The 12,164-nt window shown below is 40.5% G+C and carries 11 protein-coding genes; 4 read left to right on the forward strand and 7 right to left on the reverse strand.

Going from position 1 to position 12,164, the window contains the following annotated elements:
* Positions 1-9 precede the first annotated feature (9 nt).
* On the reverse strand, positions 10-1,206 hold the full coding sequence (locus PR808_RS15105) for an MFS transporter (protein ID WP_272539570.1): 1,197 nt from the start codon (positions 1,204-1,206) through the stop codon (positions 10-12).
* A gap of 186 nt (positions 1,207-1,392) precedes the next feature.
* Complete coding sequence (locus PR808_RS15110; RefSeq protein WP_206086327.1) at positions 1,393-2,145, reverse strand: sulfite exporter TauE/SafE family protein; 753 nt, start codon at positions 2,143-2,145, stop codon at positions 1,393-1,395.
* 211 nt (positions 2,146-2,356) lie between these two features.
* Here PR808_RS15110 and PR808_RS15115 point away from each other — a divergent pair, with 211 nt between their 5' ends.
* Complete coding sequence (locus PR808_RS15115; RefSeq protein ID WP_206086326.1) at positions 2,357-2,917, forward strand: helix-turn-helix domain-containing protein; 561 nt, start codon at positions 2,357-2,359, stop codon at positions 2,915-2,917.
* Here the strand turns inward: PR808_RS15115 and PR808_RS15120 are convergent.
* From PR808_RS15120 to ivbL, 4 genes are all read right to left on the reverse strand, one after another.
* Positions 2,914-3,576: a hypothetical protein gene (locus tag PR808_RS15120; RefSeq protein ID WP_206086325.1), complete on the reverse strand. Its 663-nt coding sequence runs from the start codon at positions 3,574-3,576 to the stop codon at positions 2,914-2,916. The two genes, PR808_RS15115 and PR808_RS15120, sit on opposite strands and share 4 nt — an antisense overlap.
* A 165-nt stretch (positions 3,577-3,741) precedes the next feature.
* A complete protein-coding gene (gene ilvN, locus PR808_RS15125) occupies positions 3,742-4,026 on the reverse strand; it encodes an acetolactate synthase small subunit (protein ID WP_047756595.1) in 285 nt (94 codons plus the stop codon).
* Positions 4,027-4,028: 2 nt separating this feature from the next.
* Positions 4,029-5,726: an acetolactate synthase large subunit gene (ilvB, locus tag PR808_RS15130; protein ID WP_206086369.1), complete on the reverse strand. Its 1,698-nt coding sequence runs from the start codon at positions 5,724-5,726 to the stop codon at positions 4,029-4,031.
* A gap of 103 nt (positions 5,727-5,829) precedes the next feature.
* Positions 5,830-5,919 (reverse strand): ilvB operon leader peptide IvbL, encoded by a 90-nt coding sequence (ivbL, locus tag PR808_RS15135; protein WP_206086368.1) that lies wholly within the window; start codon positions 5,917-5,919, stop codon positions 5,830-5,832.
* Positions 5,920-6,257: 338 nt separating this feature from the next.
* On the opposite strand from ivbL, the gene PR808_RS15140 reads away from it, so the two are divergent.
* Positions 6,258-7,427, forward strand: coding sequence for an MFS transporter (locus tag PR808_RS15140; RefSeq protein ID WP_272539571.1), 1,170 nt, complete (start codon positions 6,258-6,260; stop codon positions 7,425-7,427).
* A 254-nt stretch (positions 7,428-7,681) separates the two neighbouring features.
* Positions 7,682-8,089 carry a helix-turn-helix domain-containing protein gene (locus PR808_RS15145; RefSeq protein WP_206086323.1) on the forward strand — a complete coding sequence of 136 codons (408 nt, stop codon included), beginning with the start codon at positions 7,682-7,684 and terminating at the stop codon, positions 8,087-8,089.
* A gap of 256 nt (positions 8,090-8,345) precedes the next feature.
* Here the strand turns inward: PR808_RS15145 and PR808_RS15150 are convergent, their stop codons facing one another.
* Positions 8,346-8,867, reverse strand: a complete 522-nt coding sequence (locus PR808_RS15150; RefSeq protein ID WP_206086322.1) for a single-stranded DNA-binding protein — start codon at positions 8,865-8,867, stop codon at positions 8,346-8,348.
* A 450-nt stretch (positions 8,868-9,317) separates the two neighbouring features.
* Between PR808_RS15150 and uvrA the strand changes: the two genes are divergently transcribed.
* Positions 9,318-12,152 carry an excinuclease ABC subunit UvrA gene (uvrA, locus tag PR808_RS15155; RefSeq protein WP_272516346.1) on the forward strand — a complete coding sequence of 945 codons (2,835 nt, stop codon included), beginning with the start codon at positions 9,318-9,320 and terminating at the stop codon, positions 12,150-12,152.
* The last annotated feature ends 12 nt before the right edge of the window (positions 12,153-12,164 follow it).

Below are 12,164 nucleotides of genomic sequence, written 5' to 3' on the forward strand. Positions count from 1 at the left end.
CCGCTAAAATTAATATGTCGCTTGCTCAGTAACTTGCGCACTGTATTTCGCTCGGGTAAACCACAAAAAAATAGCCGCAGACAAAATCAATAAAATAGGTAAGCCTGATGGTGAAATTGATGTCGCGACCCCTGCGAGCAGAGGCCCAGATAAGTTACCAATCCCCCACAACATCGCTGCTGCCGCATTCGCAATAATCAGCTCATTCCCTTTAAAATATTGGCCAATCTGCACCAACGCAATGGTATAAATTGCCCCCGCAGTTGCTCCCAATACAAACAACAATACCCAAATTAAATAAGGCTGAGTAATGGTAAATGGTAATAAGAAACTAGCTGCCAATGTTACAACACCACAGATCCGATAGAGTTTCTCCCGATTCATGTGGTCAGCAAGCCAGCCAAAAGGTAGCTGCATGATTGCATCACCCGCTAAAATCGCGCTAATCATCAGTGCAGCCACCGCTTCTGTGTGTCCCATCCCCATCCCATAGATAGGGAACATGGATAAAATCGTGCCATCAAAAAAGGCGAAAAATAATATTCCCCCACAAATTCCAGGCGCAACTTTCACAAACTGGATAATAGAAAAATTTGATTTTTCTGCTGTAGCGGACAATCGATCACCTACTTTTTGATCCATTAATATAAATAACACAACCGAAATCAAATGGATAAGGGTACAAATAAGCAAAGGGGATTTATCTTCTACACCATAATAAGCAATAAAAGAAGGCCCAAGTAGCTGGCTCACAGTAAATACCGTGGTATAAATCGCGAGGATCCGTCCACGTTTGTTTTCAGGCGATAATTCGTTAATCCACGTTTCGCCTAAGCAAATCATGACACCACTGGCAAGCCCTGTTATCAATCGTAAAGGAAATAATAACCAAAGAGGTAGCGTACTTAATAGCGGTAATAAGCTAATACCTGAAATAATGGTGGCAATTAACATCGCTTTGCGCTTGCCTGACCATTGCACAATACGCTGTACAACAGGCGCGATTAAAAACATCCCTAAAGCTGGCGCAGCGGAAATAATACCGATGGTGAGTTCATTCACACCATAGTTATTTAATCTCAAAGCTACCATTGGAATACTTAACCCAATGACGATGCCAATAACGGCAATACTGGTCGTAATCGTAAAAATAGCAAATGAAGGGGAATGTCGAAAATTGTGTAAACACTGATTATCAGAGCTCATTTTGGTATTAATCTAAATACTTAATCAAAGAATTAGATTTTAACTCCATAAAATTAATTATTAATAATATAAAAAACCGCCGCATTATCAATAAACCTAATAATGCCAGCGGTGATTGTAGCATGCCGCCTATATTCTGCTATTTATCTTTATAAAATAAATTTGTGTTTTAACGGGTATTTATAATTAAAGAACAAAGAAATATCGATATAACAAGGCTATGCCTGAAACTAAAATCACTAGATTAATAATTTTCAAAAAAGCTTCACGGGTGATTTTTAATGTAATGTGCCTACCCAACCAAGTTCCAAGCAACATTGCTGGACAGAATGCTAATGCAATCAATAAAGTATCAAGGTTAAGGTACACTCCCATAACCAAAAAAATGACCACACGTGTTAGCGTACTAAAACCAATTAGTGTCATTTGGGTGATACGAAAACGCTGTTTATCTTCAATCCGACTGGATAAATACATTGCATAAATAAAACCACCGCTCCCAAATAACGCGCTAAAAACCCCGCCAATCAAACTAAAAGGGACAACGAGCGCTTTTGAAAACGGTTTTTTGTTTTTTTTTGATAAGAAAGCATTTAACACATAACCAATAACAAACAGCCCTAATAACAAAACTAATATATCTGGTCGTGTTTTTAATAAAATCGCTGCGCCAATTAAACTTCCCACTATCATTAGGGGAATAATCCATTTTATTTCCTGATAATCCGCATTTTTTCCATCTTTAAGTAAATTTAATACCGCAGCCGTTAAATCAATTAACGCTAAAATGGGAACGATCATATTCAGAGGTAAATACAACGCGAGTACAGGTGTAGCAATCAGTGCAGACCCAAAGCCCGCCATTCCAAAAACAATATAGGCAAACAACAACGTCGTAAAACAAATCGCCATTTCTGGTGAGAATAATTCAAACGGCATAGCGCTTAACTCCGAAAGTTTTTAACGCCCTCACTATAGTTATTATCAGATTTATTAAATAGCTTTATTTTTTTCATTTTTAAAAATTCAAATCTCTATCAAAAAATTAAATAACGCATTGAAATAGTATGGATAACCAAGAGTATGTGATTTGATTCGCTGAGTGATGTAGAATTAGCACAATAGACCAATATTCAAGGAAAGACACAACATGGATAAAAAAATTAATATAAAAATTGGCCAAAAAATTCGTTTACTTAGACAAGCGAGAAATCTTTCACTTAACGAACTTTCTCGCCTTTCAGGCATATCTAAAGCGGCGCTCTCAAAATTAGAATCTGGGGATTCAAACCCACGTATCGATACATTGGAGTCCATTGCTATAGCACTGCGATTTCCGCTAAGCGATTTATTTACGCGTCAACATGAAGCCTACCCTTATTTTGTAAAATCTACACCGAGTGATGAAAGCGAGTACTCTCAGCAATTTAAATTTCGTATCAGCATGGGAAATATCTCGGAAATCTGGCAGCTAACCATGAAACGAGGCGCAATCATTAATAGCCCTGCTCACATGACGGGAACCCACGAACATATTATGGTTAATTCAGGTTCGCTCATGTTACGCTTAAACAACGATCAAAATATTGTCTTAGAAGCAGGGGATTTTTATGCATTTAGCGGCGATTTTCCACATTCCTACTTATGTATGGATGGTGAACTTCAAGCAACTGTAGTGATGACATATTCACATCTTAGTGATGGCGTTTAAACTGTAACATGCTGTGCATCATAGCTAATACGTAACGTTCCCTTTTTAAATTTCATCGACTTAATTGAAAAATGGCAAATATTATCTAACGAGGCGACATGCGTCCCTCCGCATGGCATATCTTCTGTTTGGTCGATATAGCTTATCCGCATTTCACCATTTTGCTTAATATCAACCTTACGGGCACTTTGTAAACTTTGATTGATAATGCCTTCAATTTCAGCGCTATCAAGTTCTTCAAAAGGGGTTACTTGATTTTCCATCATAGTAAACTCTACTCTTGATTCATCTGGGAAATGATGCCCTTTTTGTGCCATCCAGCCAAAACGACGTAATTCCCAATTTAACAAATGCCCTGCAGTATGAAGCGCAGCATAGCGTCGGCGTTTCTCACTATCAACTTTTGCTATAACCCTTTCCTCAGCATTGAGAGAAGCGCATTCAGGTAAATAAGCAACAATTAACCCATTCAAGTGTTTCTTTATCCGAACACTAAATTCATTAACCCAGGCTGTGTCCGCAGGTTGACCGCCGCCTTGAGGATGAAAAATATTATCTTCAAGTGCAATCCACTCACCCTCCTCATCATGGCCTGTATTAACTAACATTGTCTCTACTTCATATTGATAGGTATTCGAAAGATAGATATTGTTTTGCATCGTTTTTGTTCCCTTTATTCTTCATCATAAACTGAGAAACTATTTGTTTATCTTTTGATGTTATATCACTTTCGTTCGTTTTAAGAAACCCCGATTCAACATTATTTGGCTAAAAAATATGCCCATACCAAAGTATGAGCTTATTTGAAAAACCAAGTTTAAGAATTACTGCAAATAATTTTGCATTGTTTCAAACAGCTGTAAATTATCGCTAAAACGTACTTCCCTAACATCTTCAAGTTTTTCGACTTGATTAATCATTTGCGATAAGCGTTCGTCTTTTTGGACTAATAACCAAATGCGGCTTTCGTCTTTATCTTTAATTGGCATACAAAGAATGCCATCTACGTTAAATGCTCTACGAGCAAATAGGCCACAAATATGAGACATAACGCCAGGGTGGTTACGCACAATTAACTCTAAAGCAATTGGGTGGTGTTCAAGTACCATAATTACGCTCCAATCATATCAATATTAGCGGCACCTGGCGGAACCATTGGATATACCTTCTGATTCACATCGATCAGGGCATGTATTAAACAAGGGCCTTTGGTATTCATAACCGCTTCCAGTGCCATTGCAGGGTCTGCCTCATTATTCAAATCACAGGTTTGTAAACCAAAGCCTGCCGCTATCTTAATAAAGTCAGTTTGGTACGGATAAGCTGCAGCAAATATACGGTTTTCAAAAAATAAATCTTGTTGCTGATGAACCATACCTAACGCTTGGTTATTCATTAAAACGATTTTGATATTTAATTGATGTTCAGCTGCTGTCGCTAATTCTTGAATATTCATCATCAGGCTACCATCACCAGAAAAACATACGATGGTTTTTTCAGGTTCAGCCAAAGCAGCACCAATCGCAGCAGGTAAACCAAAGCCCATCGTGCCTAAACCGCCTGAAGTTAACCATTGGCGAGGGCGAGACAACGGATAAACTTGTGCAGCCCACATTTGGTGCTGACCAACATCGGTTGTGACAATGGCCTCTTCACCCGCGGCACGAGCCGCAGCTAACACCAAACCATAGTGGTTTAATGGGTTATCTGCATCGCTTAAGTTTAATGGGTATTTTGCTTTTAACTCATCGACTCGTTTGATCCATTCATTTCGCGTATTTCGCTCAACCAATGGCAACAATAATTCCAAAATTTGCCCTGCATCAGCATGGATAGCAATGTCTGGACGCTTAATTTTACTGATTTCCGCTTTATCAATATCAACGTGAATAATTTTGGCATTAGGGCAAAATTTTTCAGCTTTTCCGATGGCTCTATCATCAAAGCGTGCTCCAATAACAATCAGTAAATCTGATTCTTCCATCACCATATTGGTACTTGCCGCGGCGTGCATACCTAACATTCCCAAATACAAAGGATGTCGCATAGGCACAGTACCCAATGCCATCAAGGTCATGGTTGTGGGCAAAGCAGCCTTTTCTGCAAATGCAATCGCCGTTTCTGTTGAAGCAGAGCTGATAACACCACCGCCAAAATACAGCACTGGACGTTTAGCTTCGTTGATCATTTGCGCCGCTTGGAGTACTTTTTCCATATCAAAATTTGGCGCTTTATCTTTCGGTAAAATGTCAGGTATCTCGGTTAACTCAATAGTCGCGGTTTGAACGTCTTTCGGTATATCAATCCAAACTGGCCCTGGACGGCCTGATTCAGCGATACGAAAAGCATCGCAAATCACCTGTGGCAAATCATTTATGCTGCGAACTAAATAGTTATGCTTGGTAACTGGAATAGAAATACCATAAGTATCAACTTCTTGGAATGCATCTGTCCCTATCATTGAAGAAGGCACCTGTGCCGTAATACAAACCAGTGGAATAGAATCTAGTTTTGCATCAGCAATTGCAGTCACTAAGTTGGTTGCGCCAGGGCCGCTCGACGAAATACACACAGCGGCTTTGCCTGTTGTTCGAGCGATACCCTGAGCAATAAAACCCGCCCCTTGCTCATGACGAGCAAGAATATGGCGAATTTTTTTGCTTTTTCCTAATGCATCATAAAAAGGCAAAGCTGCCCCACCTGGAATGCCAGAAACAATGGTAATACCATGTTTTTCCAGTAAATGTACAATTAATTCTGCGCCCGTAAAACGCGTTTTCTGTGGTGATGTGTTGCCCGATTCGCTCATCATAATTATCCTTTGCTAGCCTGCGGATTTGAGCGAGAGAGAATAAAAAACCCCGCTCGGTTTGCGCCGGCGGGGTTTCTAAATCTGCGTTGATTTGTACCCGTTACGGCGCTAAGCCCACGACCACCACCACACGCACGACCACCGCAGCACGTGGCGCGGTTAGTAGTAGGTTTAAGTGATTAAAAGTCATGTTCACGGGGTTTTCCTGTTTTAGTCTGTTTGTTTAATTTTTTGTTGTTTTCTTAACTTCCTTTAAGAAAACATAATTTTGTTACTCTGACAATCATTTTTTCGTTTTTCAGTTCTCATCCCTCCTAAATGCGAGCCTCATCACATTCAACCATATCAGAGCCATCATCTTAATTTAAATCAAAATAAAGCAGAATTCACTATTAAAACATCCCCAACCTATCACTTGACTTAAAGTTAACTTGAAGTTGTACCATAGAGCCAAAGAATATGACGATGTGAACAAAATTCATATTCAATAAATTGATTTTATTTGATTTTTATAAGAAAGAGGTCTCTATGCCAAGGTCTGTTTGGTGGTTAGCCACCACACTTGCATTATTTATAACAGGGAATGCCATTGTCCTTTCAGTTGCTGTTGTGATTGGCGAAAACTTAGCAACTGACCCAAAACATGCCACAATTCCCCTGTTAAGTCAGTATGTTGGTTTGATACTCGCAACAATCCCTATTGCCTTTTTGATGCAAAAATATTCAAGAAGAATTGGGTTTATTATCGGAAACATTGGCGGGCTAATTGGTGCTGGATTATCGATTCTTGGGGTTTTAGAAAGTAATTTAATCTATTTCTCCCTAGGTTTATTTTTCACTGGAATTGCGATTGGCACTGCACAACAATTTCGCTTCGCTGCTATCGAAGAAGCCCCTATTTCACTGCGCGCTAAAGCGATTGGTCTTGTGATGAGTGGTGGTATTGCCGCTGCCTTAATTGGCCCAACACTGGCTATTATGACCCAAGGATTTTTTGCAAAATATCCGTTTGCAGGCCCTTTTGCTACGTTAGCGGGTATTTATGTTATCGCATTTATTTTATTGCTCATTGTGCCATTGAAAAAAATGGTGAAAGTACCACTCGATGAAAATTTAATTAAACGAAGCTATAAGGCATTGTATTCACAGCCAATACTGAAATTAATCGCGATTGTGAGTGCCATTGGTTATGCGATTGTCGTCTTTACTTTTGCCTCTATTCCACTCTCGATGAAGCAACATGATTTTCCATTTTCATCAATCGCAATCGTGTTTCAGTTTCACGTATTGGGTATGTTTGCTCCCTCATTTTTCACAGGGACATTAATTCAGCATTTAGGGGCAAAACGCATTATTTTATGTGGCATCATTTTATTGATTTTATCTGCTGTGATGAATTTACTAGGTAATGGTTTTTATCACTATTTGCTCTCTGGTATTTTTGTTGGGGTAGCTTGGAATTTACTTTTAATCAGCACCACCAATTTACTGCCCCACAGCTATGAAGTTCATGAAAGAGCAAAAGTGCAAGGAACAACTGATTTTCTGATCTACTTTTTTGGCGGCATTGGCAGCCTCGGGGCTGGCATTCTCTTTTTCACCATTGGCTGGCAAGCGATGAATATACTATCCATTATAATTTCCATCGCTATTTTGCTCAGCTTTTGGAGACTTAAAAAATATATTCCAACACACTGATCAGTATGAACTGTCTCGATCCTGGTGATTGTAATGCTTATTGTAGGATCGAGGTTCAGTTATCACTCGTTTTACTCGATTCCTGATAAATATATTATCTTAAGGCAAACACTACTGGTTAGAGATTAATTAAAATTTGCTATTAATGTCATTTAACAAATTAACAGCCTGTATTCCTATTTGTTTAGTATTTATTTATTGGCTGTTTACTTAATGAAGGATATGATTAAAAAGTAACTCGTAGGAAAAACATTATGTATAAAGAAATCCCTGTTCCCTATAATGGGAAATACACAGAATTTCAATCTACAGTTGTTAATGAAATAATAGTTTGGATTGAAATGAACTTAACCAGTCGTCTATTACTGGATGATATTGCACTAAAATCTGGATATACAAAATGGCATTTACAAAGAGTGTTTCGTAAGGTTGTCGGGATACCTTTAGGTGAATATATTCGTCGAAGGCGGATTTGTGAAGCAGCAAAAGACCTCTGCACCACAGAACTACAAGTAATTGATATTGCATTAAAATACCAATTTGACTCCCAGCAATCATTTGCAAAGCGATTCCGCGCTTATTTAGGTACGTCGCCATCAGTCTACCGAATTTCCGGTGAAAGTCAGAATGACCCTTTACTATTGGAACCTAAAGTAGCCTGATACGCAATATGAAAATAAAATTTGTACTTACCCTTTTTATTCCACCTCCAATACAAAGCTCCAAGTAAGTTAATTACTGGAGCTTTTTTATTATTTATTTTTGATAAAAAAATTAATAATCCCTTAAGGTTTATAACCATTTTTTATTTTATTATATTAATAAAAAATTTTTATTTGATAGTTATATTTAAAATATAAAAGAATAAAGGCTTCACGAGGAAGCCTTTTATATATTTATAGTTATTAAAATAACAAATTAAAACGGAATATCGTCATCGAAATCCATTGGTGGCTCATTATTTTGTGGTGCTGGCGCTTGTGAGCGTGCAGGTGCAGCACCGCCACCACTGAATTGCTGTGCAGCTTGTGGCTGTTGAGGTTGACCCCAACCACCTTGACCACCTTGGCCTTGTGATGGCGCATCACCGCCACGACCACCTAACATTTGCATAGAACCGCCAATATTCACAACCACTTCCGTCGTGTAGCGATCTTGACCGCTTTGGTCTTGCCATTTGCGCGTTTGCAAAGACCCTTCGATATAGACTTGTGAACCTTTTTTCAAGTATTCACCTGCAACTTCAGCTAATTTGCCGAAAATCACCACGCGATGCCATTCAGTTTTTTCACGCATCTCGCCAGTTTGCTTATCGCGCCAGCTTTCAGAAGTTGCCAGAGTCAGGTTTGCCACAGCTCCGCCGTTAGGCATATAACGGATTTCAGGATCTTGCCCTAGGTTACCGATAAGAATTACTTTATTTACGCCTCTGCTGGCCATTTATTGCTCCTGATGCATTGAATTTTAATCTCTGGATTAGCCTTGAAGTTTACCAATGACCGAACTGATTTGCACCAACAATTGAAATTGCATATTTAAACTTGCGAAACGCTTTCCAAAGTTAAGTGAAATCCCAGAGCACTTTTTTCAGTATAGACACAAAATTATTCTCTCAGTAGCACGCCTTCCAACAAATTATTTTTCCCCTTGAATTTGTTTGTAATTTTGTATTTTTCACCTCAAAACATTCGATTCTGAATACAGCTAGTCGGTAAATGAATGCATCGTAGGGATGCTTACTACTACGCAACTAAGTGCAGCCAACAACACAGCGAATTTAAATCTGTACAGGCCAGAAAATATAACGAGTACTGTATATCCATTCAGGGAAAAATATGTGATAATGATCGCTTGCGATTGTTCAATATCAAATCATCCGGGAAGTGGTAAATGGATAATATCGAAGTCCGCGGCGCACGCACGCATAATCTGAAGAACATCAATCTCGTTATTCCTCGTGATAAACTGATTGTTATCACGGGTTTGTCAGGCTCTGGAAAATCCTCTTTAGCCTTTGATACCCTGTATGCAGAGGGCCAGCGCCGGTATGTTGAGTCACTTTCTGCCTACGCGCGCCAGTTCCTGTCCTTAATGGAAAAGCCTGATGTAGACCATATTGAAGGGCTCTCTCCTGCGATTTCGATTGAACAAAAGTCCACTTCACATAACCCACGTTCTACCGTGGGAACCATCACTGAAATTCATGACTATTTGCGGTTATTGTTTGCGCGGGTTGGTGAGCCTCGCTGCCCTGATCATGATATTCCATTAGCAGCGCAAACCGTCAGCCAGATGGTTGATAATGTTTTAGCGCAGCCAATGGATCGCCGTATGATGTTACTTGCTCCCGTCGTCAAAGATCGTAAAGGGGAACACGTTAAATTACTCGATAACTTAGCGAGCCAAGGTTATATCCGCGCACGCATTGACGGGGAAGTTTGCGATCTTTCTGATCCCCCTAAACTCGAATTACAGAAAAAGCACACCATTGAAGTCGTGGTTGATCGCTTTAAAATCCGCGATGACATCGCGCAACGTTTAGCTGAGTCATTTGAAACCGCGCTAGAGCTTTCTGGTGGTACCGCTGTTGTTGCCGATATGGACGATCCACAAGCAGAAGAGCTGGTCTTCTCTGCAAACTTTGCGTGTTCCGTTTGTGGCTATAGCATGGTGGAACTAGAACCGCGTCTGTTTTCCTTTAATAACCCAGCTGGGGCTTGCCCAAGCTGTGATGGTTTAGGCGTTCAGCAATTTTTTGACCCTGAACGCGTGTTACAAAACACAGAAATTTCTTTAGCAGGCGGCGCTATTCGCGGCTGGGATCGTCGTAACTTTTATTATTTCCAGATGCTAATGTCATTGGCTGAGCACTATAAGTTTGATGTTGAAGCCCCTTATGATTCACTCAGCCCTGCAGTGCAAAAAATCATTTTGTACGGTTCAGGCAAAGAAACCATTGAGTTTAAATATCGTAATGATCGCGGGGATATTACCGTTCGCCGCCATCCATTCGAAGGTGTTCTCAATAATATGGAGCGCCGTTATAAAGAAACGGAATCCACCGCCGTTCGTGAAGAACTGGCGAAATATATCAGTAACCGCCCTTGTGTTTCTTGTAATGGAACGCGTTTACGTAAAGAAGCGCGCTTTGTATTTGTTGAAAACACCACGTTACCTGAAATCGCAGATTACAGTATTGGCCATGCGATGGAGTTTTTCCAAAACTTAAAGCTGAGTGGCCAGCGCGCGCAAATTGCTGAAAAAGTACTGAAAGAAATTGGTGATCGCCTTAAATTCCTAGTTAACGTTGGCTTAAACTACTTAAGTTTGTCACGCTCTGCAGATACCTTATCAGGTGGTGAAGCACAGCGTATTCGCCTTGCTAGCCAAATTGGTGCAGGTTTAGTGGGTGTGATGTATGTGCTTGATGAACCGTCAATTGGCCTGCATCAACGGGATAACGATCGCCTGTTAGAAACCTTGATCCACCTGCGTGATTTAGGCAATACCGTGATCGTCGTAGAGCACGATGAAGATGCTATTCGCGCCGCTGATCATGTGATTGATATTGGCCCAGGTGCGGGGGTACATGGTGGTCAAATTGTCGCCCAAGGTACATTAGAAGATATTGTTGCGAATCCTGACTCCTTAACAGGTAAGTTCTTAAGCGGTGAACGACGAATTGAAATTCCGAAACAGCGAGTTCCTGTCAATAAAGACAAAATGCTCACTGTGTTTGGCGCAAAAGGTAACAACCTGAAAAATGTGACTTTAAAAGTGCCAGTCGGGTTATTTACCTGTATTACGGGCGTATCTGGCTCAGGTAAATCCACACTGATTAACGACACATTATTCCCAATTGCCCAGCGCCAACTCAATGGGGCAACCACCATTACCCCAGCACCTTATTTGGATGTTGAGGGCTTGGAACATTTCGATAAAGTCATTGATATTGACCAAAGCCCAATAGGGCGAACACCGCGCTCTAACCCTGCGACCTATACCGGTGTGTTTACTCCTGTTCGTGAGTTATTTGCAGGGGTGCCAGAGTCCCGTACCCGCGGTTATAACCCAGGCCGCTTTAGTTTTAACGTGAAAGGCGGGCGCTGTGAGGCCTGTCAGGGTGATGGCGTTATCAAGGTTGAGATGCACTTCTTGCCTGATGTCTACGTGCCATGTGACCAGTGTAAAGGTAAGCGCTATAACCGCGAAACCTTGGAAATCAAATACAAAGGTAAGAGCATTCATGAGGTTCTCGATATGACTATCGAAGAGTCCCGTGAGTTTTTTGATGCAGTTCCTGCCCTTGCTCGTAAGCTGCAAACCTTGATGGATGTAGGGTTATCCTATATTCGTCTTGGCCAATCAGCGACCACGTTATCAGGCGGTGAAGCACAGCGTGTTAAGCTGGCTAAGGAACTCTCCAAACGCGGTACAGGGCAAACTATTTATATTTTGGATGAACCAACGACAGGCTTACACTTTGCTGATATTCAACAACTTTTAGTCGTTCTGCATCAGTTACGTGATCAAGGCAATACCATTGTCGTCATTGAACATAACCTTGATGTGATTAAAACAGCAGACTGGATTGTTGATTTAGGCCCTGAAGGGGGTAGCGGCGGCGGTGAAATTCTCATCGCGGGTACACCAGAAGAGGTGGCCGAATGTGAGAAGTCCCACACTTCAAGGTTCTTAAAGACGATTTTAGAACGCGGCTACTAATATTCTATGAAT

It is taken from the genome of Providencia sp. PROV197 (genome assembly GCF_028479625.1).
GTDB lineage: Bacteria > Pseudomonadota > Gammaproteobacteria > Enterobacterales > Enterobacteriaceae > Providencia > Providencia vermicola.

Coding starts and splice junctions, on each gene's coding strand:
- PR808_RS15105 (WP_272539570.1), bottom strand. CDS start 1,206: ATGAGCTCTGATAATCAGTGTTTACACAATTTTCGACATTCCCCTTCA.
- PR808_RS15110 (WP_206086327.1), bottom strand. CDS start 2,145: ATGCCGTTTGAATTATTCTCACCAGAAATGGCGATTTGTTTTACGACG.
- PR808_RS15115 (WP_206086326.1), top strand. CDS start 2,357: ATGGATAAAAAAATTAATATAAAAATTGGCCAAAAAATTCGTTTACTT.
- PR808_RS15120 (WP_206086325.1), bottom strand. CDS start 3,576: ATGCAAAACAATATCTATCTTTCGAATACCTATCAATATGAAGTAGAG.
- ilvN (WP_047756595.1), bottom strand. CDS start 4,026: ATGGTACTTGAACACCACCCAATTGCTTTAGAGTTAATTGTGCGTAAC.
- ilvB (WP_206086369.1), bottom strand. CDS start 5,726: ATGAGCGAATCGGGCAACACATCACCACAGAAAACGCGTTTTACGGGC.
- ivbL (WP_206086368.1), bottom strand. CDS start 5,919: ATGACTTTTAATCACTTAAACCTACTACTAACCGCGCCACGTGCTGCG.
- PR808_RS15140 (WP_272539571.1), top strand. CDS start 6,258: ATGCCAAGGTCTGTTTGGTGGTTAGCCACCACACTTGCATTATTTATA.
- PR808_RS15145 (WP_206086323.1), top strand. CDS start 7,682: ATGTATAAAGAAATCCCTGTTCCCTATAATGGGAAATACACAGAATTT.
- PR808_RS15150 (WP_206086322.1), bottom strand. CDS start 8,867: ATGGCCAGCAGAGGCGTAAATAAAGTAATTCTTATCGGTAACCTAGGG.
- uvrA (WP_272516346.1), top strand. CDS start 9,318: ATGGATAATATCGAAGTCCGCGGCGCACGCACGCATAATCTGAAGAAC.